At 42.7% G+C, this 25390-nt stretch carries 24 protein-coding genes and 1 pseudogene; 8 read left to right on the forward strand and 17 right to left on the reverse strand.

What is annotated here, in order from left to right; all coding sequences use genetic code 11:
• Positions 1-10: 10 nt before the first annotated feature.
• Complete coding sequence (locus B3X18_RS11745; protein ID WP_005015935.1) at positions 11-646, reverse strand: 1-acyl-sn-glycerol-3-phosphate acyltransferase; 636 nt, start codon at positions 644-646, stop codon at positions 11-13.
• A gap of 152 nt (positions 647-798) precedes the next feature.
• On the opposite strand from B3X18_RS11745, the gene B3X18_RS11750 reads away from it, so the two are divergent.
• Positions 799-2028: an MFS transporter gene (locus B3X18_RS11750; RefSeq protein ID WP_005024908.1), complete on the forward strand. Its 1230-nt coding sequence runs from the start codon at positions 799-801 to the stop codon at positions 2026-2028.
• Between the two features lie 180 nt (positions 2029-2208).
• Here the strand turns inward: B3X18_RS11750 and B3X18_RS11755 are convergent, their stop codons facing one another.
• From B3X18_RS11755 to B3X18_RS11765, 3 genes are all read right to left on the reverse strand, one after another.
• Positions 2209-2562: a DUF1304 domain-containing protein gene (locus tag B3X18_RS11755; RefSeq protein WP_005015929.1), complete on the reverse strand. Its 354-nt coding sequence runs from the start codon at positions 2560-2562 to the stop codon at positions 2209-2211.
• Positions 2563-2627: 65 nt separating this feature from the next.
• Entirely contained in the window at positions 2628-3605 is a 978-nt protein-coding gene (locus tag B3X18_RS11760; RefSeq protein ID WP_005015927.1) for a zinc-binding dehydrogenase, read from the reverse strand.
• A 3-nt stretch (positions 3606-3608) separates the two neighbouring features.
• Positions 3609-4232, reverse strand: a complete 624-nt coding sequence (locus B3X18_RS11765) for a TetR/AcrR family transcriptional regulator (protein WP_005015924.1) — start codon at positions 4230-4232, stop codon at positions 3609-3611.
• 346 nt (positions 4233-4578) lie between these two features.
• Between B3X18_RS11765 and B3X18_RS11770 the strand changes: the two genes are divergently transcribed.
• Positions 4579-5688, forward strand: coding sequence for a porin (locus B3X18_RS11770; RefSeq protein WP_005015922.1), 1110 nt, complete (start codon positions 4579-4581; stop codon positions 5686-5688).
• Between the two features lie 118 nt (positions 5689-5806).
• On the opposite strand, the gene B3X18_RS11775 is transcribed toward B3X18_RS11770, so the two are convergent.
• The gene (locus B3X18_RS11775) at positions 5807-6379 is read right to left on the reverse strand and encodes a hypothetical protein (protein WP_349679924.1); all 573 of its coding nucleotides are present in this window, start codon (positions 6377-6379) and stop codon (positions 5807-5809) included.
• Between the two features lie 182 nt (positions 6380-6561).
• Here B3X18_RS11775 and B3X18_RS11780 point away from each other — a divergent pair, with 182 nt between their 5' ends.
• Positions 6562-7257 carry an HAD family hydrolase gene (locus B3X18_RS11780; RefSeq protein ID WP_005015915.1) on the forward strand — a complete coding sequence of 232 codons (696 nt, stop codon included), beginning with the start codon at positions 6562-6564 and terminating at the stop codon, positions 7255-7257.
• Positions 7258-7303: 46 nt separating this feature from the next.
• On the opposite strand, the gene B3X18_RS11785 is transcribed toward B3X18_RS11780, so the two are convergent.
• The 5 genes from B3X18_RS11785 to B3X18_RS11805 form a co-directional block, all read right to left on the reverse strand.
• On the reverse strand, positions 7304-8491 hold the full coding sequence (locus B3X18_RS11785; protein ID WP_005406976.1) for an ammonium transporter: 1188 nt from the start codon (positions 8489-8491) through the stop codon (positions 7304-7306).
• A gap of 402 nt (positions 8492-8893) precedes the next feature.
• Positions 8894-9619, reverse strand: coding sequence for an amino acid ABC transporter ATP-binding protein (locus B3X18_RS11790; RefSeq protein ID WP_171053876.1), 726 nt, complete (start codon positions 9617-9619; stop codon positions 8894-8896).
• A 14-nt stretch (positions 9620-9633) separates the two neighbouring features.
• A complete protein-coding gene (locus B3X18_RS11795) occupies positions 9634-10317 on the reverse strand; it encodes an ABC transporter permease subunit (protein ID WP_005406929.1) in 684 nt (227 codons plus the stop codon).
• Position 10318: 1 nt separating this feature from the next.
• Positions 10319-11062, reverse strand: a complete 744-nt coding sequence (locus tag B3X18_RS11800) for an amino acid ABC transporter permease (RefSeq protein WP_005406923.1) — start codon at positions 11060-11062, stop codon at positions 10319-10321.
• 65 nt (positions 11063-11127) lie between these two features.
• Complete coding sequence (locus tag B3X18_RS11805) at positions 11128-12090, reverse strand: transporter substrate-binding domain-containing protein (protein WP_005015903.1); 963 nt, start codon at positions 12088-12090, stop codon at positions 11128-11130.
• A gap of 502 nt (positions 12091-12592) precedes the next feature.
• Here B3X18_RS11805 and B3X18_RS11810 point away from each other — a divergent pair.
• The 3 genes and pseudogenes from B3X18_RS11810 (at position 12593) to B3X18_RS11820 (ending at position 15216) form a co-directional block, all read left to right on the forward strand.
• Positions 12593-13498 carry an AEC family transporter gene (locus B3X18_RS11810; RefSeq protein ID WP_034688415.1) on the forward strand — a complete coding sequence of 302 codons (906 nt, stop codon included), beginning with the start codon at positions 12593-12595 and terminating at the stop codon, positions 13496-13498.
• Between the two features lie 62 nt (positions 13499-13560).
• On the forward strand, positions 13561-14589 hold the full coding sequence (locus tag B3X18_RS11815) for a hypothetical protein (protein ID WP_005406987.1): 1029 nt from the start codon (positions 13561-13563) through the stop codon (positions 14587-14589).
• Between the two features lie 252 nt (positions 14590-14841).
• Positions 14842-15216: pseudogene (locus B3X18_RS11820) on the forward strand (endonuclease domain-containing protein).
• 98 nt (positions 15217-15314) lie between these two features.
• Here B3X18_RS11820 and B3X18_RS11825 read toward each other — a convergent pair.
• The 3 genes from B3X18_RS11825 to B3X18_RS11835 all read right to left on the reverse strand — a co-directional run bounded on the left by B3X18_RS11825 (position 15315) and on the right by B3X18_RS11835 (position 19431).
• Positions 15315-15761 (reverse strand): hypothetical protein, encoded by a 447-nt coding sequence (locus B3X18_RS11825; protein WP_286935627.1) that lies wholly within the window; start codon positions 15759-15761, stop codon positions 15315-15317.
• Complete coding sequence (locus B3X18_RS11830; protein ID WP_286935628.1) at positions 15742-16473, reverse strand: PIN domain-containing protein; 732 nt, start codon at positions 16471-16473, stop codon at positions 15742-15744. Before B3X18_RS11830 ends, B3X18_RS11825 begins: the two co-directional genes overlap by 20 nt.
• A 66-nt stretch (positions 16474-16539) precedes the next feature.
• On the reverse strand, positions 16540-19431 hold the full coding sequence (locus tag B3X18_RS11835; protein WP_005406928.1) for a valine--tRNA ligase: 2892 nt from the start codon (positions 19429-19431) through the stop codon (positions 16540-16542).
• A 199-nt stretch (positions 19432-19630) separates the two neighbouring features.
• Between B3X18_RS11835 and B3X18_RS11840 the strand changes: the two genes are divergently transcribed.
• Positions 19631-20308: a hypothetical protein gene (locus B3X18_RS11840; RefSeq protein ID WP_017400958.1), complete on the forward strand. Its 678-nt coding sequence runs from the start codon at positions 19631-19633 to the stop codon at positions 20306-20308.
• Positions 20309-20349: 41 nt separating this feature from the next.
• Positions 20350-21153 (forward strand): SDR family oxidoreductase, encoded by an 804-nt coding sequence (locus B3X18_RS11845; RefSeq protein ID WP_017400957.1) that lies wholly within the window; start codon positions 20350-20352, stop codon positions 21151-21153.
• 69 nt (positions 21154-21222) lie between these two features.
• Here B3X18_RS11845 and B3X18_RS11850 read toward each other — a convergent pair whose 3' ends face one another.
• From B3X18_RS11850 to B3X18_RS11865, 4 genes are all read right to left on the reverse strand, one after another.
• On the reverse strand, positions 21223-21660 hold the full coding sequence (locus B3X18_RS11850; protein WP_005015886.1) for a YbjQ family protein: 438 nt from the start codon (positions 21658-21660) through the stop codon (positions 21223-21225).
• Positions 21661-21681: 21 nt separating this feature from the next.
• Positions 21682-22032 (reverse strand): YbjQ family protein, encoded by a 351-nt coding sequence (locus B3X18_RS11855; protein WP_026444503.1) that lies wholly within the window; start codon positions 22030-22032, stop codon positions 21682-21684.
• 94 nt (positions 22033-22126) lie between these two features.
• Positions 22127-23599 carry a multidrug efflux RND transporter AdeIJK outer membrane channel subunit AdeK gene (adeK, locus tag B3X18_RS11860; RefSeq protein ID WP_034688421.1) on the reverse strand — a complete coding sequence of 491 codons (1473 nt, stop codon included), beginning with the start codon at positions 23597-23599 and terminating at the stop codon, positions 22127-22129.
• Positions 23599-25390 (reverse strand): efflux RND transporter permease subunit (locus B3X18_RS11865; RefSeq protein ID WP_286935631.1); only part of this gene is annotated, 1792 nt, incomplete at its 5' end. The genes adeK and B3X18_RS11865, both read right to left, overlap by 1 nt.

A 25390-nucleotide genomic window follows, 5' to 3' on the forward strand; every position in this document is an offset into this window, starting at 1 on the left:
GCAGATTTGCTTAATTTTTGCCAGCATTTTCCAGCAGTTTTTGTAAGGGTAGGGCCAGCCACTCTGGTTTTTTGGGAAAGAATTTCCCCTGATATTGTTTCAGGATATACTCCAGATCTGCTTCATAGTTGCCTGTAGGCTGCATGGCGCCTAGGCAATAAACTTTTTTGTGCTTGTAGTCGAAAGAAAACATGACTATTGGAATATCTGCCTGATAAGCAATCCAGTAAAAACCGCTTTTGATTTTCTCGGCACGTTTTCGGGTGCCTTCTGGGGCGAGGGCAATCCAGATTTTGTCAGTAGAGTGGATTTTTTCCACTGCCTGTACAGTCAGGCCATTGTTACTGTTACGCTTGACTGGAATAATACCTATCCATTTGAGTAAAGACTTAAAAGGGAATCTGAATAGGCTATCTTTTCCAAACACGTTTACTTTTAATCCCAGTGCCCCAATCACCAAAAAACCGTACCAGCCATCAATATTGGAAGTGTGGGGTGATACCACTGCAACAGCTTTAGGCAGATTGGGAAATTTACCCTCAAAAGTCCAGCCCTGTGCCAGAAACAGTTTCTGGCATAAAAGCCGAGTAGCTGCTGTACCGCGTGAGGGAACCAGATTGGGAAGACGGGGAAAATGTTGTAACATGCTTTGGTTTTTTAAGTAGTGGCGTATTTTAAATCTTAATCCGATGTCACAGCTGATACATTGGCAAAATATCTGAAGCTTGGTTTATGGGAATGAGCGTCATGGACAGTATGAGCAGTACAAAAATAATCCTGAATAGCCGAGTAAAGTAAATGTCCCGGCATCTTTATCTGCTGCTGTTTTCGTTGTACTGGGCGCAAGGCCTACCTGTTGGTTTTATGACACATGCCTTACCTGTCATTCTTCGTATGCAAGGGGTATCATTGGCACATATTGGCGGCTTTGGCCTGTTGATGCTGCCGTGGTCAATCAAAATTCTCTGGGCACCCTGGATTGACCGTTATGGTACTCAACGGTTTGGACATTATCGTAGCTGGATTATCCCTACACAGTTATGCAGTGTTTTAATATTAATTGCCCTGTCATTCTTGCCGATTCAGGCACTTGACCAGCCCGTTTTTTTACTCACTTTTTTTGCTGCCTTGATGCTGCTAAATCTGGCAGGTGCCACCCAAGACGTAGCTACAGATGGACTGGCTGTTCATTTGCTTACCCTCAAACAACAGCATTGGGGTAACACTTTTCAGGTCATTGGCTCACGTTTGGGCTTTATAGTAGGAGGCGGAGCTTTGCTCTGGGCATTGGACTGGTTAAGCTGGCAACCTACATTTTTAGTACTGGCAGCTTTGGTTCTTTTAAATACGCTACCCATTGTTTTATTTAAAGAGCCCGCAAAAGAAGTATCGGTCTTTTACGAAAAAATATCCTGCAAGCAAAGCATCAGACAGTATTTTAACTATTTCCTGAATAACCGGATTTTAAAATCCTGGTTAGGCGTGTTAGTCACTTTTAAAGTGGCAGATGGACTATCCGGACCGCTGTTAAAACCACTGATGGTCGATCTGGGACTCAGCCTTTCACAGATTGGTATTTACATTACAATATTAGGTGCTGTTGCAGCACTTTTCGGAGCAGTATTGGCTGGTACGCTATTAAGATGGATGCGTCGTACACAGGCTTTATTCCTGTTTTCTTTTTTCAAGGTTCTAAGTTTAATCGCATACGCTTGGCTGGCTTATTGTTATGACCAGCGGTATAAGGTAAGTCACTGGTTAATCTATTGCATTAATGCAGCTGAAGACATGATTTCTGCCATGTTACTGGTGGTCATGCTCACACTGGTAATGCAATATTCAAGAAAACAATATGCCGGTACAGATTTCACTTTTCAGGTTGCCGTTATGGCAACAATCAGTGGGCTACTGTACACGTTAAGTGGTATCGCCGGAGACTGGCTAGGTTATGCCTATTATCTGAATATTATTATAGGCATTTCAATATTGTGTATGTATCCAATTTGGCTCTGGACGAAAGCCAGTTAGCATCCTTCGGATGTATAAGGACTATTTGTTGTGCTGTATTCAGGTGATAGAAAAAAGTATATGGTTTTATTCTTATAAGAACTTTAAACAATAAAAGTTATATAAACCAAATTTAGTATGGTGTGTGAAAATTAAATATTTTCATTTTGCCTTATAAATAATTTTTATTAATTAATAAATTTAGAAAAGATTCACTGCAATCAAGGCAACAAGGGCAGGTAGTGCTTGAATATATATAATTTTCTTACTTGCGGTCAGTCCACCGTATATTCCTGCAACCAGGACGCAGCCTAAGAAGAAATTGGCGAGTGCCAGTGCATAGCTCTCAGGTGCATACAATGACCAGAGCAGGCCAGCTGCCAAGAAACCATTATATAAGCCTTGATTTTGCGCCATGACTTTAGTCAACCGTGCTTTTTCAAGAGTATTACCAAATGCTTTTAAACCAGAGGGCTTATCCCATAAAAATATTTCTAAAACTAAAATATAGAGATGTAGCAGTGCAATCAAAACAATCAGAATTTGTCCGATCATATACTTTATCCTTATTATTGATGAATAACGCCAGATCAGCCTCGTAGCTGATCTGGGATAAAAAATTACGGTTTAAGAAGTACTTTGCCCTGACGTGCACCTTGAGTGGCTTTCAGTGCAGCTTCTTTAATTTGTGCAAAGCTGAATATACCTTCAACAGGAAGTAGTAATTTTTTTTGCGCTGCAAGCGTCAATAATTCTGTAATTAGCGCCTTTTTGCGTTCAACAGATAACTGCTTGTTGACGACGCTTGCCCAAAAGCCTTTGACAGTGGCCTGTTTAAAAATCAGATCTCCTGAGGAAATCTGCATGGTTTCACCTGTCATACTGCCAAATGAAACCAATAGGCTATTATCGCTCAGTAAAGCGAGCATTTCACCACTGGCTTGACCACCAATTGAGTCTACACCGGCTATAAGAGGCTGATCAGCATGAATGGCTTTCACCTGATTTTTCCAATCTGCCTGGTCTGTTGCGACTACATTCTTGATACCCAAGGCTTGCATTTCAGTGACTGCTTCGTGCCGACGAACCAGATGAATTACCTTCTGACCACGCGCTTTTGCGATCATAGCCACAGTTTTACCCACCGCACCATTTGCAGTATTTTGAATTAGCCATGAATCTGCAGGCAGATTGATAAAGTCTAAGAGCATTAATGCGCTGATTGGCATCCCAATTAACTGAGCCGCAGTTTCGTCATCAATTGCATCAATTAAAGGGACGAGACCCTGCACTGGCGCAATAAAATATTCGGCCCAGCTACCATGAACTCCAGCAACTGCCACACGCTGACCCACTGTTACACCTTGCACACCTTCACCCAGTGCGTCGATTATCCCTACAGCTTCACTACCACCAATTGCGGGAAGTGTGGGCTTATAGCCATAACTGCCACGCACAGTCCATATATCATGGTTATGCATTGGAGATAAAATTGTTTTAATACGTACTTCGCCAGCTTTCGGCTCGGGTTGTGGCATATCGGCAGTTTCCAAAACCTCAACGGGTTCGCCAAACTGATGATGAATAATACTTTGCATTTGCTATTCCTTTAAAGGTTTTAATAATTGTTGGGTGGTTTCCAAGGCGAGATAGAGTGGTTGCTTATCTTGTGCAAGTTTTGCCAATAAAGCTGCACCCAACCATAGTTGATACATTGTTTGCGCCAGTTTTTCAGGTTCAATATGTAAGGAAATTGAACCGTCTTGTTGTCCTTCTTTAAGTAGACTCGTAATACGTTCTGTTAACTTATGCACGCCAAAGTTCAAAATTTGACGCATATCTTCAGATAAATCTGAAACTTCTGCTGCTAACTTGACGATCAGACAGTTTTCTGCCCAGCCTCTGCCATGAATACTTTCTTCAACATGAGCAGGAGGGTTAATCCATGCTTTCCAAAGTGCCAGAAGACGTAGGTAAGCGCTTCCGCCTTTTTGCTGCATCAACTGGTCAATCCTGACCGTGTAATCAGCCAGATACTGTTGTAGAAGTGCGCAGCCGAAAGCCTCTTTTGAAGCAAAGTAATAATAGAATGAGCCTTTAGGCACATCGCAATTCTTGAGAATTTCCTGTAAGCCCACTCCAACAAAGCCTTTATGCAGTACCAATTCAAAACTACTGCTTAAAATATGTTGGCGCGTTGCTTCACTTTTGTCTGATCGTTTCATACTTTTACTATAAATTAATAATAGACCAGTCGTCTACTTAATAATAAATTATTCTAGTGTTTTATATTGAAGCATCTTAATAAATAACTATATGCAGCCAGTATTTATCTGTAATACCGCTCATTCAGTTGTTTTCTATATTCAGATACTATTAGCAGTTGATCTAACTTAATGGACCTCATGCGGAGATAAAAGGTATCAGGTACAACTATACCTTTCTTGAGCAGACAACTAAGCTTTTAATAAAAAAATAAATAATAAAATCAGATTTTTAAATAAAAAATAATTGATTTTATTCAATCACAGGGCTCGCTAAGATCCGTTACAAACCAATCACGAGTAAATCATGAAAATGAAAATTTTAACGGGGCTAATCTTGAGTCTGGTTACAAGCACATCTTTCGCTGCACCAGCCATTTATGGGGAGATCGATGTAAGTCTGGATTATCTTCCAGAAAATAATGGTTCGGGTGTTTCTGATAAAGACGTTTGGGAAATTAATAGTAATAGTAGCTTTATTGGAATCAAGGGCGAGGAAAAACTGAACGAGCGTTTAAGTGCAATCTATGCTGCTGAATGGACCTTTTATGCAGATGGTGATAACACCGATTTTGACCAGCGTAACCGCTTTATAGGCTTAAAAGATATCAGACTTGGTACACTCAAGCTGGGCAAACATGATACACCCCTTAAGCAGCTGTCCGGTGTGGTAGATAGCTTTAATAATTATGTGGCTAATAAGGCAGATGTTGCCGGTATTTTTACTGGTGAAAACAGGGTAGACAATGTGCTGGTTTATGAATCACCCGCTATTCCTGTAGCGGAAGGAAATCTTAAAATAAATACGCTACTGGCAACTGGAGAAGCTTCAGGTATTAAAAAATCCAGTGGCGGTGTTAAAACAGCTGGGCGTGGTTTAGGTGATGCGTTCTCTACAGCGATCATCTATGACCATCAACTGTTTAATGCAGGCATTGCCTATGATAAAGCTATCCCAAGTAATTTTCTTGGACGAGGTATTTTAAATGCTTCCGAGCCGGAACCCTTAAGCAGCGGTATATTCGCAGCAGCAAATACCGTTCGGGCAGTGGGACGGATTCATTTGAACCAGCCTCTGTATCTGAAAGTACTCTATCAGAGTTCAAAAGTGGCGGATGCAGCCGGAAATGCAACGAGTGCGGCGACAATTGATGATGCACAAGGCTGGCTGATCGGAGCAGAGTATCAACTGCCTCAGGCCCAAGACTGGATTCTAAAGGCACAATATAGCCAGAATACCACCTCATTTAAGAATGCCACACCAGATTACGAAGCACAGCAGTATATGGTAGGTGCGGACTATACCCTAAATAAACAGGTCAAAACCTATGGTTATGCGGGTTATTTAACGCTCGAGCAGGGTGAAAGTAAAAATAAACAGCCTCTAGGGGGTATAGGACTTGAATATAAATTCTAAAATTCTATGTATGAACAGGACCAATGAATAATATGGTTCGCACTGTTGAGCCCGGTTTTTTACCAATATCGAATGAAGCGTATGAGCAGCAGTTTGCTAAATCAAGTGAAAAAACCGGTTAATTACGTTGAGGTAAATCAGGCTGAAACTGAGCCTGACACACCCCTTTAATTTTTTGTCTATTCACTACGACATAAATTGACTGTCCTACTTTTTTATCTTTACAGAGCTGTTGGTATTTTGAATATATTCCCAAACGGCTGGTAGGATCAGCGTTTGTATTGTAGAACTGATGCTGCTCCAGACGTGACCAGTCACGAGGGTTATTCGGTTTGAAGCTGAGCCGACATGTGCCAGACAGACGATAACTGTTACTGGTAATTTTCTCTCCCATTATTTTTCCCTGACAAAGTTTATCCAAAGCAGTACGATTAGGACCATTCATCACGTGCATATTATCATTTAGGGTCTGCTTTGCACTGTTCATGGGGGAAAGGGAAACCGTTTCAGCTGTGGATGCAGTAAAACTTTCAGCATTTTGATGCGGAGTTGATGCAGCCATCATGTTATAAACTAAGGGCATATTTAAAGTTGAGTCTGAAGCTGTCGTCTTGGAAACAAGTTCGGCAAAACTTGAATTCATCCATATTGCGGCTAAGCTAATACTGAAGGCAAATGCTCTTTTTTTCATCATGTAACTCATTCTTGGCAAAAGATAAATGATTTAAATTATTGTGATGACTAATAGCCCTGTCATGATCAAGCTGGTTGTTATAGTTGCAATTGCTGTATATTTTTAACACAAATTAGTATAACGCCGATTCTCAATTAGGCTACTCTAATTTTCTAAATTTTAAGTTATGAATATGATGTATGATTCAAGCCATCCTTTTTGATCTGGATAATACTCTGACACACCGTGACCAGAGTGTAGAGGCTTATAGTTACTATTTGGCCCAATATTATCAGCGGCACCTGGGAGAGGTGGATGTAATGCAGATTAAAGCTATCATCAACCGGATTGATAATGGCGGCTATCCCAAAAAGGAATTGCTAACTCATCCGAGTATTGCTGCTTCCGTTGCACAGGCATTACAACATGAACTTAAATGGCATCATGCTGTAGATTTTGATGAGTTGACGGCATTCTGGTTTGAACAGTTTGGCCTGCATGCAGTACCGATGGAAGGCTCTGAACAAGTATTGCAAGAGCTAAAACAGCAGGGTTTTAAACTGGCAATAGTGTCAAATGGCGGTCATGACACACGACTCAAAATTATAGAGGGTTTAAATATCGCTCACTATTTTGACCTGATTGTCAGTTCGGAGCTAGCAGGTTCTAAAAAGCCGGAGCCAGAAATTTTTCAATATGTATGTCAGCGGCTGAATGTTATGCCTGAAGAATGTCTGTTTATTGGTGACCATCCCATAAATGATATTCAGGGCGCACAAAATGCAGGAATGCATCCGGTCTGGATGGAAGGCTTTCATGAAGTAGATCCATATGACGCTCAGTTAATAAGCCCCAGAATTAAAAAACTTGAGGAAATCTGGCAATTTATTGGTTAATAAAGCTAAAAAGCGGCCTGGATGGCCGCCACATATAAGCAGAATTTTAAAACATACTATCATCCGAATTAGCAGAAATTTTATGGATAGAGAGGTCTGCACCAATAAACTCATCTTCCTGACTTAATCGGATATCCACAGTCAGTTTAAGTACGCCATAGACTAAAAAACCACCGCCCAGTGCAATAACAATTGCCAGCAAAGTACCGAATAACTGTGAAATGAGTGAAACACCGCCCAGACCACCCAATATCTGCTGTCCAAATATTCCCACTGCTATTCCACCAAAAGCGCCGCATACGCCGTGTAATGGCCACACACCGAGTACATCATCTACCTTTAGACGGTTTTGGGTATAAGTAAACAGCTTGACAAAAATAAGACCTGCCAGTGCTCCAATAATTAAGGCACCTACTGGATGAACAATATCTGACCCGGCACAGATAGCCACTAATCCGGCAAGTGGTCCGTTATGCAAAAAACCAGGGTCATTTTTACCTATAAAGTTGGCAGCCAGCGTTCCACCTGTCATGGCCATCAGGGAGTTAATGGCCACCAGACCGGAGATAGCATCCAGACGCTGGGCACTCATAACATTAAAACCAAACCAGCCCACAATCAGAATCCAGGAACCCAACGCCAGAAAAGGAATTGAAGAAGGGGGATGTGCACTGATCCGTCCATCTTTTTTATAGCGGCCACGACGCGCACCTAAAAGGATTACAGCTGCCAAGGCAATCCAGCCGCCCATCGCATGTACTACTACCGAACCGGCAAAGTCATGAAAGCTTGCACCAAAACTGGACTTGAGCCAGTCCTGGAGGCCCAGATTCCCGTTCCAGATCATACCTTCAAAGAACGGATAAATTAAGGCAACCAGAACTAGAGTCGCAATTGCCTGAGAGCGCATTTTGGCACGTTCAGCAATACCGCCAGAGATGATGGCAGGTATGGCTGCCGCGAAAGTCAACAGAAAAAAACAGCGCATCAGGTTATAGCCATGATCTTCAGCCAGCGTTGCACCTAGGTGAAAAAAATGATGACCATAGGCAATATAATAACCAACAAAAAAATAAGCCAAGGCAGAAATCGAGAAGTCTGTCAGAATTTTACTTAAAGCATTCACCTGATTCTTATGACGTACAGTTCCCAATTCTAAAAAAGCAAATCCGGCATGCATGGCAAGTACCAGAATTGCACCAAGAAGGAGAAAAAATAAATCCATATTCTGCATAATGAGGTTCCAATTCGGTGCAACTGATCTAAAACTCAGTCAGTATAACCATGCCAAATTTAAGTAAAAGAGAGAAGAAGACAGAAAATATTGATTAAGTTTTGCTAAGAAATAACAAGACTCGATATAAAGCAATTACTTAGGTTTAAATTATAGGTTTGCGTCAAGATGGGGCATAAAAATATAGTCTATTTATGATTTAATTTATTAATAAATATAAATTATTTTTAATAGGTATAAGGCTGGTTATGAATTTGTGCTATGAAAAAGTGCATTTTTAAGCTAAAGATAAACAGTAGAGAATCAGGTTGAAAATTTAACAAAACTAACTGTAAACCTGGTTTTAATCTTAAACACTACAAAAAAGCAGATCATATGATCTGCTTGTTCTCATCAATTTTTTTAATGCAGAATCTTGTTCAGGAACTGCTGAGCACGTTCACCCCGAGGCGTTGTGAAAAACTCCTGCTTGCTACAGTCTTCCACGATTTTACCCTGATCCATGAAAATAATCCGGTCTGCGACCTGACGGGCAAAACCCATTTCATGAGTTACACACATCATGGTCATGCCTTCTTTAGCCAGTTCAACCATTACGTCCAGTACTTCATTAATCATTTCCGGATCAAGAGCAGAGGTGGGTTCATCAAATAGCATGGCAATAGGGTCCATGCTTAAAGCACGGGCAATTGCCACACGTTGCTGCTGGCCACCGGAAAGCTCGGCCGGGTACTTGTTTGCCTGAGTACTTAAACCGACGCGGTCCAGATATGCCAGGCCTTTTTTCTTGGCCTCAGCTTCACTGCGACCCAATACCTTAATCTGGGCAATAGTCAGATTCTCAGTAATGCTGAGGTGAGGAAACAGTTCAAAATGCTGAAATACCATACCAACCCGGCTACGCAATTTGTTCAGATCGGTTTTGGGGTCATTAATCGCAATACCATCAACCAGAATCTGTCCCTGCTGGATGGTTTCCAGGCCATTGACTGTTTTGATTAAAGTAGATTTCCCGGAACCTGATGGGCCACAGACTACTACCACTTCACCTTGACGAATCTGGGTGGTACAGTCTGTGAGTACCTGAAACTTGCCATACCACTTGCTGACATTGTGCATATCAATCATGATCTTTTGATCATTCATACATGTAACCTTTTCTGTAATCTTCTTACGGTATATGTTGCCAGTGCACTAATGGTGAAATAGACCAGACCGGCAAACAGGATGTATTGAGTGAGCAGTGACATCAGGTCACCGCGGACATAATTGCTGCGGAAGAAATCCAGCAGACCAATGGCATAAACCATGGTTGAATCCTGAAATAGGATAATAGTCTGCTGTAGCAGTAAAGGAGTCATCTTGCGAAAGGCCTGAGGCAAAACAACCAGCCGCATGTTCTGGCTATATGTCATTCCCAGAGCATAAGCCGCAGCACTTTGGCCGCGTGGAATTGACTGTATGCCTGCCCGTACAATTTCCGAGAAATAGGCTGCTTCAAACAGCATGAAGGCTACAATACTGGAAACCAAAGCAGTATCTATAGTCAGGAAACGTCCGGTTACTGTGGTGTAAATGAATGGAACTGCAAAGTAGAACCACATCAGCACCAGCAGCAGGGGAATGGAACGGAACAGATTTACATAAGCCTGCGCCACCAGATTAAGTATTCTAAAAGAAGACAGGCGCATCAGGGCCAGCAGGGTACCAATCAGAATTCCGCCAAGGGTGGCAATACAGACAACTTTCAGGGTAATGGTCATGCCGTACCAGAGTGCCGGACCAGAAGCTTGTAAATCCTGTAGAAACGAAGTGAGCCATTCCATATTATTTGCCTCCTGCAATCAGGCCCGGAACACGTAAACGGTGTTCCAACAGGGTCATCAGTAAAATGAGGCAGACATTGATCACAATAAAGATCAGGGTCACAAAGGTATAAATTTCAATAGTATTTTGGGTATATTCACTAATGGTTTTCATCTGTGAAATGATTTCCGCTACCCCGACCAGTGAAGCGACTGAAGTGTTTTTAACACAGTTGGTCAGCTCGGAACTGAGCGGCGGCAAAATCGTCCGGAATGACTGCGGCAAAATGACATAGCGGTATAACTGTGCTGTACTAAAGCCCATGGCATAACCTGCATTGATCTGGCCGCGCGGCAATGCCTCAATACCGGTACGTACCTGTTCACAGACACGTGCGGCAGTAAACAGGCCCAATCCGACACTGGCCGAGATGAGTGCACTGGCATTTGAGCTTAAGTCGTTCATCCACCAGTCCTTGACCGGACCAGGCAAAAAGTTCGGGACTACATAGAACCAGATAAACAGTTGGATCAATAAGGGAACATTACGAAAAAGTGTTACATAAGCAGTGCCGATAGTACGTGCAGTCTTACTGGGCAGGGTGCGCATAATTCCCAAAATGCTCCCCAGCACCATGGCAATACTCCAGGCCACCAGCGCAATGACCAGTAACCAGCCCAGACCGATTAACACCCATTGCAGATAAGTGCTGTCACCTACACCAGTCGACTGAAACAGTACTGACCAATTCCAGCTATAATTCATGAAAACTCCTGACAGAAGCAGGCCAGAAGATATCTGGCCTGACGATGACTGTCTAAAATCAGGACTTACTGATCCCGGTCATGCGGATTGCTGATCAGGGCTTTTACTTGTTCCGACATTGGGAAGTTCAGGTTAATATTTTTTGGTGGAATTGGCTGCTGGAACCACTTTTTATACATATCGTTGATTTCACCAGAGGCATAAGTGGCCTTGATTGCGTCATCAACTACCTGTTTAAATTCTTTATCACCTTTACGCAGCATACAGCCATAAACTTCCTGAATCGGTGGTGTACCTACAATCACCCACTTGTCTGGTTCTTTGGCTTTAGACTTTTCACCAGCCAGCAGAATATCATCCATCATAAAGGCTGCCGCACGGCCATTTTGCAGCATCAAGAATGAATCAGCATGGTCTTTGGCAGAAATAACTTCACCAATCCCCAGTTCCTGTGCATGCTGACGGATATAACGTTCAGAAGTTGTGCCGGCGGTGGTTACGACCTTTTTGCCTTTTAAGTCAGAAAAATCCTTAATACCTGAGTCTTTCGCTGTAAGCAGACGAGAACCGACCTGGAAGAAACCAACTGAAAAGTCGACCTGTTGCTGACGTTCCTTATTGTTGGTGGTTGAGCCACACTCCAGATCGACGGTACCATTTGAAACCAAAGGAATACGGTTCTGGCTGGTCACCAAGTTGTAACGCACTTTCAGATCCGGTTTGTTCAGTTTCTGCTTGAGAGCTTCTACGACCTTCATTTGCAAGTCATGAGCATAACCCACCGGCTGGTTTGGATTATCTGCAATATAAGAAAATGGAATAGATGAATCACGGTGTCCCAATACTACAGTGCCAGACTGACGGATTTTCTCCAATGTCCCCGAACCTGCTGAACCTGTATTTGCAGCATTCCCCGATGCAGCATTATTTTCACTAGCAGGAGCATTATTATTGTTACTACAGGCCACAAGGCCGAGCATCAATGTACTCAGGCACAGCACTGAGGCTGCACGTACTTTATTTGACATGGTAAAACTCCTTTTCTATTGTTGTGAGCTTGCTGTTCCTGCCCAAGATAAACACCTGAATGTTTACCTGTTTTAAACGATTAAATATTTTTATACATCTTTCAACTTATCTTTTAGCATGTTAATAATCGGTGTGGAAGATATCCACGACTGAAGTTGTAGGGGCTTTTATATAAATATTTGTAAATAAAAGAAATTATGATGAAAAAAGCATCATTTTAAAGGGGTGTAGGTGATTAGTTTTACTTACAACTGACGGCTGTAGGAGGAGCTTGATCGTGTATAGTATTTCAACTCTATACTCCATTTCTCTCATGATGAGACTGGCTTGTTTTTATGAAGCAGGAAAAATAAAAAACTATTTTTTTACTTAGGGCTAAAAATACAGATTGTGTATCCTTTGCAGAGCTTATATGTTGTTTAAAACATTATTTATTTTTGCTGCTTGGATCAAAAATTAATTTGATACTTTTTAATGCGGCCCCAGCATATAGTATTTCACATGACACATATAATTCTGGCCCTTTTTCCGTTGGTTGCATTCATTGCTACGGGCTACCTGTTTAAAAGATATCATTTTTTAAGTACCGAATTCTGGTCAGGCGCTGAAAAGCTGAATTACTATATCTTGTTTCCGGCGCTGCTGTTTCACACTTTAGCGACTACAAAAATTGAATTTGACAGTCTGAAAATGCTGCTGGCGGCAATGTTTATTACAGTGCTGACTGCCACGATTGTCTTATACTTGCTGCGCTATATAAAACACATTCAGCCCGCCCGTTTTGGCGTACATACACAAAGTATTGTCCGTTTTAATACTTATATCGGGCTGGCACTGGTGGCTGCACTGTTTAAACAGGAAGGTATGGCCATACTGGCGGTTCTGCTGGCAGTCTGTATTCCACTGGTTAATATCATTTCTGTGCTGTCACTGACGTCTAGCGAGCAGATGAGCTTACGGCCTGTCATTATTTCTCTGTTGAAGAATCCCCTGATCATGTCCTGTCTGGTGGGGGCGATCGTAAATGTATTAAATATTCTTGTGTGGGAAGGAGTATTTAACCTGATCAAACTGTTTTCTGCTGCAAGCCTGCCACTGGGCCTGCTCTGTGTCGGTGCAGCCTTACAGTTTATGGAAATGAAAAAAGATATTCCTGCCTTAATGCTGGATACTTTTGCCCGTTTGCTGGTAATGCCGGTGTTGGCTATAGGAATTTGCTGGTGGATGCAGCTTCCTGTGTTACAAACCCAGATTCTGGTGATTTTTTTCGCATTACCGACAGCGTCGGCAGCTTATATTCTGACTAAAGTGTTAAAGGGGGATAGTCAGCTTATGGCAGCTGTTATCAGTTTACAGACCTTATGCGCTGCCATAACGTTGCCGCTTGTAATTGCTTGGGTGATGTAAAGTAAAGGATCAGATGATGGACTTTAAATCAGGTATAATTTTTATTTTGCTGCATTATTCATATGGCACTTGAATTAAAAACCACTTTTCAGCCCGATGTTGGGCTTTCACCGCAGCAGAGAAAGCTGAACCGGCTAATTGATAAAATTGAACAGCAACAGCTTGAACTGAAGCAGTGGCAGCAGGCGCAGGAACAGATTCAGCAATATACCCGTCAGACTTTAATGCCGGTCTATCAAGAGTTACATGCGGTGCTGTTTCAGCAACTGGAACAGTTATGGAAACATTTGCATGAAGCAGGATTTTCCAAGGCAGAGGCGACGCAGCTGGATGTGAAAATCCAATATCTTGCAGCTTATTTAAAAGACTCTCAATCTTTATCAAGGCAGCAAGCCGAGATTGTTGATGAAATTTATAATTACTATCAACAGCATATTGAACATACGCAAGCCAGAAAAAATAGAAAGCAAAGTGCAGAGAAAATAGAGCTATTTTTTGATGAAGAAAATAATTCAGAACAGATCGCATCTGAAGATTTTGAAGAATGGGATAGCGAAAAGTACAGCCAGACACGAGAGCAAGCCAAGCTTAAACGCCAGCGGGAAAAACTGGAACAGGCTACAAAGCTGGCAGAGCAGTCTTTAAAAACGGTGTATTTAAAAATTGCCGCAACTATTCACCCAGACCGTGAACCGGATGAAACCAAGAAAGTTGAAAAGACTGAGCTGTTGCAACGGGCAAATGAGGCCTATGCAGCACAGGATTTATTTTATTTATTGAAACTGCAAATCCAGATTGAGCAGAATCGGGGCACTTCACAAAAGGGTTTAAGTGCCGAGCAGATGAAGTTTTATCAACTGGCTTTAGATCTGCAAAGTCAAAAGTTAGATGATCAAATAGAAGAAATTATTCAATTATTGAGCTGGAATAAAAAAGCCCCTACAGGCAAGGTGAAAATTACAGATTTATATAAGCAGGTAGATGCGGATACTTCAGCGATGAAAAAGCAGCTAAAAGGGGAGAAAGAGCGATTAAAGTATATGAAGAAGGTGAGTGGGGTAGAGATGTTGATGGAGCATGGGGTTTTGTGATTTACCTCTCCCTTGCGCAGCAGTGCTGCTCATCTCCTGAAATGAGAGGGGAAATCCATTACATATTAGATTTAAACTGTAAATTTGGCTATAGTAATTGGGATGAAATTTAATAATAAGAATTAGATTATCAATGAACGTTCCCTTTCCTGAGCAAGTTTTAAAGCACTGCTTTAAAACGAAGCGCAAGTGAGGGCTAGAGAGAGGTTATAAATTCTGCTAATTTAAATAAAATAATAAAAACAAAATCTCATGAATAAAAAACTCGACCCTCAACTTTTACTATTCGCCAAATCTATGCGCCACACCGCCACCGATGCAGAACATTTAATGTGGCAAATACTTCGTGCCAAACATTTTATGAATCTTAAACTCCGTCGTCAGCATGTGATCAAACCATATATCGTTGATTTTTACTGTCATGAAATCGGTTTAGTGATTGAGTTGGATGGCAGATAGCATGGAATGGATGATAGAAAAGAATATGACGCTGAACGGACGAAGTTTTTAGAGGCTTTGGGTTTAACAGTTGTGCGATATTGGAATCATGATGTGTTGGGAAGGACGGATGTGGTTTTAGAGGATTTGTGGCAGAGATATTTTGAATTAAAAAATACCTCTCCCTAACCCTCTCCTGAAAGGAGAGGGAATATCCGTTACTAAATTCGTGTAAACATAAAATCAAATGACACCTCCTCTCCCTATGGGAGAGAAAGTAGGTAGTACTATATTGAATTAATTTCTTCAATAGATTCGATATTTAATTCTGCTTCTCGATAAACGTCATGGAAATAATCATCGAATTCCTCTTCATTTAGTTGAGAAATTTCATTTAAATTTAGTGATGTAGTATTTATTTTTATAGAGACGATACCCGAAACATTTAGTAACCGAGTTTCTGAAGCTTCGAATACGTGATCGTTCCAATCACTTACATATACAGACCATTCATCATCGAGACGGCTATAATATTCATGTTTATCTATGAAGTATTCAATTTCTGCTTCAACTTCTAAGTTAAAGTGGAAACCAAATTGATCTTCACCATAGTGGATGGGATTATTCAAATCTATATCAATATTATTGCCTGTGTAAGCTGAAGAAATAGTTCCTTCATTTTCATCATTTGAATAAGCGATATCATAGATTTTCTTATCCCAAAATTTCCTCACTTATGCAATCTGCTAAAAAATCTCGAATAGTGGGATTTTTAATTTCTGAACGTTGGATGAAAGATAAGACATTGCCTATTTGACTATCGATAATGTCCAACCCTTTTAATTTATCCTGTATATCAGTGCTTTGGATAAATATTTCTATGTTTGGAAAAATTGTATAATTTGGCATTTTAGAAAAAGTGTTAACTACTTTTTTATCATTGGCAATAATGACCAATTCAGAGCATTTTTTCTTTATTTCTTCAATGCCACGGCAGATAAAACTATCGGGAATATCTTCTCTGCTTTTAGGAGATGTTAGCGGAGCTGTTCCATTAAAATAAGCCTCTAATGCCGAAATAGTTTGATTAGCATCTATCGGCTGTATATTTGCATCTAAACTACTCAACCAAGACTTTGAAAAAGAATGAGCATCATTATTGATATCAATTTCTGACTCATCGATCTTTTTTTGAATATCATTAATAATTTCATGCACTAATGGTGATTTTGGAACTCTTAGAAACTTTCTGAGGCTTTCTTTAAGTTGGCGATATTCTTTTAAATAATATTCTAATTCTTGGGTTTCTAATTCTCTTTGTACAACATATGGAGCATGGATAACTAATAGATTAGCTTTTATTAACCTTTTCAGAGCCAAATACGAAGCATCTTTTTGACTTTTATTTTTGCCAATACCACTAGTATCTAACGCGATATGAATCATATTTTAAATAATAAAGGGCTGAATAATCAGCCCTTTATACACAATTTAGATCAAACTAACAACACATTAAAGCGCTGCAATTTGCTCCATATTGGCTTTAATCTTCGCTAACTGATCAGCAAACTCAGCAAGTTTCACTTTCTCGCCTTCAACTACAGCCGCAGGTGCTTTCGCAACGAAACCTTCGTTAGAAAGTTTAGTCGCAATTTGGTCATGTTGCTTTTGAACCTTGTCTAAGTCTTTTTGTAGACGACCCAATTCCGCTTTAGGATCAATTAAGCCCTTCATTGGAACGTATACAGATACATGACCGACTACAGAAGAAGAAGACAATGGTGGTTGTTCGCTGTCGGCCAAGAAGGTAATACTTTCAACTTTAGCCAATGCTTTGAACAACGGTTCAATACGTGCAATCTGCGCTTTTTCAGCATCAGTGGTATTTTGCAGCAGAACAGGCAACAAGCGCGCATTGCCTAGACCCATCTCACCACGGATGTTACGCACCGCACCAATCAAACCTTGCAGCCATTGCATATCTGCTTCAGCTTGGTCATTGATCTTCGCTGTATCTGCAACCGGGTATGGCGCCAGCATGATCGTTTCGCCAGTAATACCAAGTTTAGGTGCAAGTGTTTGCCAGATTTCTTCAGTCAGATAAGGCATTAACGGATGCGCCAAACGTAAAGATGCTTCCATGACCGAAAGAAGAACACGACGTACTTCGGCTTTACGCTCTTCAGACACATTTTCATCGTTCAGAACTGGTTTGGTTAATTCAACATACCAGTCACAGTATTCATTCCAGATGAACTCGTAAATCGCTTGTGCAGCCAAATCTAAACGGTAGGTTGCGAATGCTGTTTGCACCGCTTGTTCCGCTTTTTGCAGACGGCTCACGATCCACTGTTCAGGCAATTCCCAAAGATCTTGACGTGCTTCTGAACCAATGGTTTGACCTTCGACATTCATCATCACGAAACGGGTTGCGTTCCAGATTTTGTTGGCAAAGTTACGGTAACCTTCAACACGTTTCATATCGAACTTAATGTCACGACCTGTGTTGGCAAGCGCACAGAAAGTGAAACGAACAGCGTCAGTACCGTATGATTGAATACCTTCAGGGAACTCTTTACGGGTTGATTTTTCAATCTTCGCCGCTTGTTTCGGGTTCATCAAACCCGTGGTACGCTTTTGTACCAGCGTTTCAAGGTCTACCCCGTCAATCAGGTCTAACGGGTCAAGTACGTTACCTTTAGACTTCGACATTTTCTGGCCTTCGCCATCACGTACCAGACCGTGTACATATACAGTCTTGAACGGTACTTGTGGCGTACCATCTTCATTTTTCATGAAGTGCATGGTCAGCATGATCATGCGGGCAACCCAGAAGAAGATGATGTCGAAACCTGTTACCAGTACATCTGTCGGGTGGAAAGTATTTAAGAAATAGTTGGCTTTATCTTTGGCTTCATCGCCAGTCCAGCCTAAAGTCGAGAATGTCCAGAGACCAGATGAGAACCAGGTATCCAGTACATCTTCGTCTTGGTCTAACTGAACATCGGCAGGGATATTGTTTTTTGCTCGAACTTCTGCTTCATCACGGCCCACATAGACATTGCCTTCAGCATCGTACCAGGCCGGAATACGGTGACCCCACCACAGTTGACGCGAGATACACCAGTCCTGAATGTTGTTCATCCAAGCCATGTACATGTTGCTGTACTGTTCAGGAACAAACTTGATCCGACCGTCTTGCACTGCTTCGATGGCCGGCTTCGCAAGTGGTGCAATTTTTACATACCACTGGTCTGTAAGCAGAGGCTCAACAATAACGCCTGAACGGTCACCACGGGGTGCTTTCAGGTCATAAGGCTGAATCTGGTCTAACCAGCCTTCGGCTTCGGCCTGTGCAACCAGTTTCTTACGCGCTTCAAAACGCTCTAGACCAATATAATCTGCTGGGGCAGGGATGGTTTTAGAAATTTGTTCCCCAGCTTTGGCAATATATTCAAACTCAGCCAGTACTTCTGCATTTTTGTTAAAGATATTGATAATCGGCAGTTCACAGCGTTTGCCTACTTCATAGTCATTGAAGTCATGCGCAGGGGTGATTTTTACGCAGCCGGTCCCAAAATCTTTTTCTACATATTCATCGGCAACCACAGGTACTAAACGACCAGTAATCGGTAATACGATATTTTTACCAATCAGGTGCGCGTAGCGTTCATCTTCAGGATGTACAGCAACTGCCGTATCACCCAGTAGGGTTTCTGGACGTGTAGTGGCGACCACTAGGTAATCATGGCCGTCTTGGGTGCGCAGCGTTTTATCTTCAAAGAAATATTTAAAGTGCCAGAGAGAACCTTTTTCCTCAACCGATTCAACTTCAAGATCAGACAGGGCCGTTTGCAGTTTCGGGTCCCAGTTCACCAGACGTTTACCACGGTAGATCAGGCCTTCTTCATGCAGTTTTACGAAGACTTCTTTAACTGCATTGGATAAACCGTCATCCATGGTAAAGCGTTCACGTGACCAGTCCACCGAAGAACCCAGACGACGGATCTGACGGGTAATATTGCCACCAGACTGTTCTTTCCATTCCCAGACTTTCTCGATGAACTTGTCACGGCCCAGGTCATGACGGCTAATATTTTGTGCTGCCAGCTGGCGCTCAACCACCATTTGGGTTGCGATACCAGCATGGTCCGTACCTGGCTGCCAAAGTGTATTTTTACCTGACATACGGTTATAGCGAGTCAGGGCATCCATAATGGCATTATTAAAACCATGACCCATGTGCAAGCTACCAGTGACATTTGGCGGCGGAATCATAATACAGAATGACTCACCTTTTTCAGATGGCTTGAAATAGCCACGCTCTTCCCAGGTCTGGTACCATTTTTTCTCGATCTCGGTTGGATCGTAGGTTGTTGCAATATTCTGAGCTGAATCGGTCATAGTTTTAAAAGATCAAAAGCCAATAAAAAATTGTATTCATTGTAGCAAAAAAATATCTGTTTTTAATGCAGTAAAACCCGACAAATAATTTTGTATTTATGCTGAAACACGGTAGATTTAAGCTGCTTTAAGTCCGTATCGAGGCCTTTAAGCATTCAGATAAAAAATATAAGTAGTGAAAAATAAGGAAACAACCTTCATGAGCTATGCTGTATTTCTCAAATTGAGTGAATCCTCTTACAGCCGTTTTGAAGTTATTCGCATGCAGTTAAATGCCGGGGTAAAAGCAAGTCAGGCTGAAATGCTGGGTGGGGTACTCAGCGAAATTGCCTGTGAAATTATTGAGCAGGCCTTTAGCGAACTAATTTTAAAGCAGGCCAATAGCATAAACACTGAGGATACAAAAGAAATTAAAGAAAACCGGCAGGTGGTCAGGCAGATACTGGAAACTTTACGTAAATACCTGCCTTGGGCGATTTCATTTTTTAGTAATGAGCGCCTGTTGCCACTGGTCAACTATTTTGCAGGACTGATCTGTGAACATGACCGGCAAATCTGGATCCGCTATGACGTGCATATGCAGCTCATGCAGGATGTACTGGAGACTGTTGAACAGATTCGGGCAGGCCAGCTGAGTGCAGTGCCACGAGCTTTTGCCTTGCTTATTCATATTATTGATCTTGGCGTGACCTGCCTGATCCGTGAACCGAAGAAGCAGCTTAAATTTAATGTATTTATTGACAAGACCTTAAGTGGCGTAATTCATGTGACTACCCATTTAGGCTATAAACGCCTAGAAAAAATTGGGACCCAGCTCCAAAAGGAACAGGCCAATGCATACATTGAACATTTTATGGGCTTTATGCAAAAAGCCTGATAAAAAGTTGTTAACTGACCAGGAATAAAAGGCAGAGAAAAATGGCAAGTCCGCAATTAAACAATAAAATCGTCTGGATCACTGGCGCATCTTCAGGTCTAGGTAAGGCGCTGGCACAAGAATGTGCAGCGTTAGGAGCAAAGCTGGTCCTGAGCGCGCGCCGTTATGATGAGCTGGAAAAAGTTCGTCTGGCTTTGCCAAATGCGCAAGAGCATCTGGTTGTTCCTATGGATATAACAGATGAAAGTCAGGTACGTCATGCTTATGATCAGGTATTGGCTGCTAAAGGCCGCATTGACTGGCTCATCAATAATGCAGGCCTCAGCCAGCGCGCCTTGATTCAGGATACTACCATGCAGACCGAACGTGCCATCATGGAAGTCGATTATTTCTCACAGGTATTTCTGACCAAAACAGTCTTGCCCACTTTTATCCAGCAGAAGTCTGGACAGATTGTCTTTGTCTCAAGTGTAGCAGGACTACTGGGTACTCAGTATCGCGCGTCCTATTCGGCGGCCAAGGGAGCAATCCATATGTGGGCCAATAGTCTGCGTGCTGAAGTTGCTCAGGAGGGTATAGGCGTTTCTGTAATTTTCCCCGGTTTTGTGAAAACCAATGTGTCATTTAATGCCTTAAATGGAGAGGGCAAGCCACAAGGTCATCAGGATGAAGCAATAGAAAATGGTCTGGAACCACAACAGTTTGCCAAAATTACGGTTGAGGCCTTACTGGCTGGGGAAGAATATATTGTCGTAGGAGGCCATAAGGAAAAGCTGGGTGTACTGGTATCTCGCCTATCACCCAAGCTGCTATATAAAATGATCCGTAAAATGAAAGTAAAGTGACCTGTGCTTCTTTTTTGGAGGGCTGGGGGAGAACTGCAAATCCTGTTCAGTCCCCCTACTAAAAATGACTTATGTGGTTTTAATTGCTGTGCCGTAGGCAAATACTTCAACCATGCCACCCTGCATTCCGAGTTCAGTGGTACTCAGGCGTAAACCCATGATATGGGTTGCTCCTGTACGCTGAGCTTCTTGCTTTAAACGTATAATTGCCTCACGCCGAGCTCTTTCTACAATACTTTCATAAGCAGTGAGCCGGCCACCAAAAAAATTCTGAATATTGGCAATCACATATTTAAAATAGTCGTGTGAGATGACTACATTGCTCGAGACGAGCTGTCCGGTATTCAAGGTGGTATGAAAGCGCTGATTATCAACAGTAATATGTGCCAGCATATTTTCTTTTTCTTCTAGTTCACGCAGATGTTTGTATTCGACATGGCGCCCAAATGCCCAGCCAACCACGAACAGCACTATAAAAATTCCGATCTTAAAAATCAAAGCGTCCATAACCCGGCATCCTGTGAGATTTTATGAAGAGAACGGATCTGGAATTGAAGGTGCAACTGGAGTTACGGTGACTGCAGTCCCATATACGAACAGTTCAGAAGCACCTTGTGCTATATTTGAGGTAGAAAAACGAATCCCGACAATTGCATTGGCATCCAGATTTTGGGCTTTTTCAATCATGCGGTTCATGGCTTCCTGACGGGATTCTTCTAATAATTCGGTATAACCTTTAAGTTCTCCGCCTACAATATTTTTCAGACCAGCCATAAAGTCACGTCCGACATGCTTAGAACGGAACGTACTGCCATAGACCACATCAATTTGCCTGGTAATGTGGTGACCCGGAACAGATTCTAGATTGCTTAATAACATCTTATTTTCCTTTTGTTCATAATTGAAGATAGAAAATTTGGACTTGAAAAGCAATAAAAAAGCCCACCGAAGTGGGCTCTCTTATAAATTATGCTTACTGTACAGCTTTCGCTTCACGGTTTGCTTTTTGTTCAGCAGTTGAAGCCGGGCGAGCAATCAAATCAGAACTGGTGGTTTTAACCCCACCACCTAGAGATTTATACAGTTCTACCTGATTATTCAGATTGGCCTGTTCAAGGAGCAACAAGCCTTGCTCGGCTGCATATGAAGCACGCTGTGCATCAAGTACAGTCAGATAGCTGTCAATACCGGCACGGAAGCGTGCATTTGCCAGACGATAGGAAGTATTGGTGGCTTCTACCAGACGACGCTGTGCAGCGACACGGTCACCAATATTTTTACGAACAGCCAGTGCATCATTAACTTCACGGAATGCAGCCTGAATTGAACGCTCATAATCTGACAGGGCAATCTGCTGATCTGTTTCAGTAATAGCAATATTGGCACGACGCGTACCCCAGTCGAAGATTGGAATATCCAGACTTGGGCCAAGCGACCAGACAAATGCACCTGATTTGAACAGGTCACTCAGGTCAGTTGAGGCATAGCCAGCCGAACCAGTCAGGCTGATCGTCGGGAACAGGCGTGCGCGTGCAGCCCCAATATTGGCTCCAGCGGCACTCAGCTGATATTCAGCAGTACGGATGTCCGGACGGTTAACCAGCAGATCACTTGGCAGACCGGTTGACAGGACATTCTGGTTCGTTACACGGCTAATACGCTTTGGTGGCAACAGGTTGTCAGGAACCTGTTCACCCACCAGTAAATTGAGCAGGTTACGGGCTTGTGCAATCTGGGTGCGATAATTCGCTACGTCATTACGAGCAGTCTCAACAGAAATCTGTGCCTGACGGACGGGTAATTCAGAATCAATCCCGACATCAAAACGTTTCCGGTTCAGATTGTAGGATTCAAGCTGGGCAGCCAGTGTACGTTCAGCCAGGTCCAGATTGGCACTGGCAAATGAATAGTTGAGCCAGGCTTGTGACACCTGACTGATCAGGCTGATTTGGGTAGAGTCACGAGCAGTCTGCGTAGCCAGGAAGGTGTCTAGTGCTGCATCTCGCAAGCTACGGACACGACCCCAAAAATCCAGCTCATAAGCTGTTACACCCAGCCCTACATTGTATGAAGTAGTCGGACCACGGCCCTGACTGTTCAGGTTGTCCTGGCGTAGTACACTACCACTGGCACCAATGGTAGGGAGCTGGTTATTTTCAGAGATCTGGAACTGCTGCTGGGCTCGCTGAATGTTCAGGGTCGCCGTACGCAGGTCACGGTTATTGGTCAAGGCCAGATCAATCACCGATTTCAGGCGATCATCTGAGAAAAAGTCTTTATAGCCCTGTGCCGCAATCGAGGTTCCACTATCTGCTTCAATATAATTGTTGGGAATATTGGCATTAGCGACTGGCTCTGGACCGCGCATGCTCTGACATGCAGTCAGGGCAAGCGCTAGAACAGACAAAGCAAAACCGCGACCTGTTAAAGTCCAGAAATTTTGCATCACGATATTTGCTCCTGATTATTTCTGTTTTTTGGTTTCTGTTTAAAAATGCTACGGATCCATACATAGAATACTGGAATAAAGAAGATACCCAGTAATGTTGAGCTGATGACGCCACCCAATACACCGTAACCTACCGAGTGCTGGCTGCCTGCACCGGCGCCTGAAGACAGGGCAAGTGGCAGTACACCAAAACCAAATGCTAATGTGGTCATGATAATTGGACGCAAACGCATTCTTGCAGCATGCAGCGTAGCTTCTAACAGTTCTTCACCTTCTTCTTGCAGGTCTTTTGCGAATTCCACAATCAGAATAGCGTTTTTCGCAGCCAGACCAATTACCGCAATAATTGCAACTTTAAAGTAGATGTTATTCGAGAGGTTAGGATCTTTCGAAATCATCATACCTAAGAAGGTCAGTACCACGGCACCCACAATACCTAATGGAATAACCATGAGTACCGAGAATGGAATAGACCAGCTCTCGTAAAGTGCAGCAAGACACAGGAATACGATCAGGATCGAAAGGGCAAGCAATGCAGCAGTTTGCGAGCCGGCTTCATTTTCTTCAAGTGATAAACCGCTCCATTCATAATCATATCCCTGCATACCCATACTTGGCAGCTTGGCCATGATTTCCTGCATTGCCAGCATGGCATCACCAGAACTCACACCCGGGGCAGGTGTACCCTGAATATTAACCGATGAGATACCGTTATAACGTTCAAGACGAGGTGAACCATAAGTCCATTCACCAGTTGCGAAGGCTGAGAATGGGACCATCTGGCCCTGGTTATTACGCACATACCACTTGTCCAGATCTTCAGGCATCATCCGGGTGTCTGCCTGACCCTGTACATAGACACGTTTTACACGGCCACGATCTACGAAGTCATTAATATAAGACCCGCCCCACGCAATACTCATAGTACTGTTGATATCAGCAATACTTACTCCCATTGCACCGGCCTGGGCCTGGTCAATCGAAATTTTATATTGTGGCGTATCTTCCTGACCATTTGGACGCACACCCATCAGGCGTGGGTCTTGGGCAGCCATACCCAAAATTGCATTACGAGCGGCCATCAATTTTTCATGGCCATTACCACCTGCATCTTTCAGCATGAAGCTAAAGCCCGCAGTCACACCCAGTTCAGGCATGGCAGGTAATTGTAAAGGCATAACATAGCTGGCATCTTTAGCAATAACGTTCAGTGCCATACCACGCTGGATAATTGCACCAATCTGTGCTTCAGGGGTAGTACGCTCACTCCAGTCTTTTAATCTGATAAATGCCAGACCCGCATTTTGTCCTACACCGGTGAACGAGAAGCCTGCGACACTAAATACAGACTGGACATATTCCTTTTCATTCTCAAGGAAAAAGCCGGTCATGGTGTCAACCACCTGTTCAGTACGGCTTAGTGATGCATTAGGTGGAAGCTGTACCAGCGTCATCACTACACCTTGGTCTTCATCTGGAAGGAATGAAGAAGGCAGTTTCTGGAACAGCAGCACCAGTATGCCTATCACTACAACATAAAACACACCAGAAATAATACGGTGATGCAGGAGTTTGCTTACACCATTCTGATAACGGTGAGACATCCGGTCAAACTTATGGTTAAACCAGCGGAAGAAGCGGGCAAAAACATTATTGCTTGGTGCTTTATTTGGATCATGCTGTTTGAGCAGAGTCGCACAGAGCGCCGGCGTAAAGGTAAGCGCTACAATTAACGACAGGATCATCGCAGTAACCAGAGTAATCGAGAACTGCCGATAGATGACCCCG

The organism is Acinetobacter sp. UBA6571 (assembly GCF_002434085.1).
Classification (GTDB): Bacteria; Pseudomonadota; Gammaproteobacteria; order Pseudomonadales; family Moraxellaceae; genus Acinetobacter; species Acinetobacter radioresistens.

Excerpts from the sequence above, each read along its gene's own strand:
- B3X18_RS11785 (WP_005406976.1), bottom strand. The coding sequence starts at position 8,491 with ATGCAGAATATGGATTTATTTTTTCTCCTTCTTGGTGCAATTCTGGTA.
- B3X18_RS11830 (WP_286935628.1), bottom strand. The coding sequence starts at position 16,473 with ATGATTCATATCGCGTTAGATACTAGTGGTATTGGCAAAAATAAAAGT.
- adeK (WP_034688421.1), bottom strand. The coding sequence starts at position 23,599 with ATGCAAAATTTCTGGACTTTAACAGGTCGCGGTTTTGCTTTGTCTGTT.
- B3X18_RS11780 (WP_005015915.1), top strand. The coding sequence starts at position 6,562 with ATGATTCAAGCCATCCTTTTTGATCTGGATAATACTCTGACACACCGT.
- B3X18_RS11815 (WP_005406987.1), top strand. The coding sequence starts at position 13,561 with ATGGCACTTGAATTAAAAACCACTTTTCAGCCCGATGTTGGGCTTTCA.
- B3X18_RS11805 (WP_005015903.1), bottom strand. The coding sequence starts at position 12,090 with ATGTCAAATAAAGTACGTGCAGCCTCAGTGCTGTGCCTGAGTACATTG.
- B3X18_RS11795 (WP_005406929.1), bottom strand. The coding sequence starts at position 10,317 with ATGGAATGGCTCACTTCGTTTCTACAGGATTTACAAGCTTCTGGTCCG.
- B3X18_RS11855 (WP_026444503.1), bottom strand. The coding sequence starts at position 22,032 with ATGTTATTAAGCAATCTAGAATCTGTTCCGGGTCACCACATTACCAGG.
- B3X18_RS11850 (WP_005015886.1), bottom strand. The coding sequence starts at position 21,660 with ATGGACGCTTTGATTTTTAAGATCGGAATTTTTATAGTGCTGTTCGTG.
- B3X18_RS11760 (WP_005015927.1), bottom strand. The coding sequence starts at position 3,605 with ATGCAAAGTATTATTCATCATCAGTTTGGCGAACCCGTTGAGGTTTTG.
- B3X18_RS11775 (WP_349679924.1), bottom strand. The coding sequence starts at position 6,379 with ATGAAAAAAAGAGCATTTGCCTTCAGTATTAGCTTAGCCGCAATATGG.
- B3X18_RS11765 (WP_005015924.1), bottom strand. The coding sequence starts at position 4,232 with ATGAAACGATCAGACAAAAGTGAAGCAACGCGCCAACATATTTTAAGC.
- B3X18_RS11755 (WP_005015929.1), bottom strand. The coding sequence starts at position 2,562 with ATGATCGGACAAATTCTGATTGTTTTGATTGCACTGCTACATCTCTAT.
- B3X18_RS11745 (WP_005015935.1), bottom strand. The coding sequence starts at position 646 with ATGTTACAACATTTTCCCCGTCTTCCCAATCTGGTTCCCTCACGCGGT.
- B3X18_RS11840 (WP_017400958.1), top strand. The coding sequence starts at position 19,631 with ATGAGCTATGCTGTATTTCTCAAATTGAGTGAATCCTCTTACAGCCGT.
- B3X18_RS11770 (WP_005015922.1), top strand. The coding sequence starts at position 4,579 with ATGAAAATGAAAATTTTAACGGGGCTAATCTTGAGTCTGGTTACAAGC.
- B3X18_RS11845 (WP_017400957.1), top strand. The coding sequence starts at position 20,350 with ATGGCAAGTCCGCAATTAAACAATAAAATCGTCTGGATCACTGGCGCA.
- B3X18_RS11750 (WP_005024908.1), top strand. The coding sequence starts at position 799 with ATGTCCCGGCATCTTTATCTGCTGCTGTTTTCGTTGTACTGGGCGCAA.
- B3X18_RS11790 (WP_171053876.1), bottom strand. The coding sequence starts at position 9,619 with ATGATTGATATGCACAATGTCAGCAAGTGGTATGGCAAGTTTCAGGTA.
- B3X18_RS11810 (WP_034688415.1), top strand. The coding sequence starts at position 12,593 with ATGACACATATAATTCTGGCCCTTTTTCCGTTGGTTGCATTCATTGCT.
- B3X18_RS11800 (WP_005406923.1), bottom strand. The coding sequence starts at position 11,062 with ATGAATTATAGCTGGAATTGGTCAGTACTGTTTCAGTCGACTGGTGTA.
- B3X18_RS11835 (WP_005406928.1), bottom strand. The coding sequence starts at position 19,431 with ATGACCGATTCAGCTCAGAATATTGCAACAACCTACGATCCAACCGAG.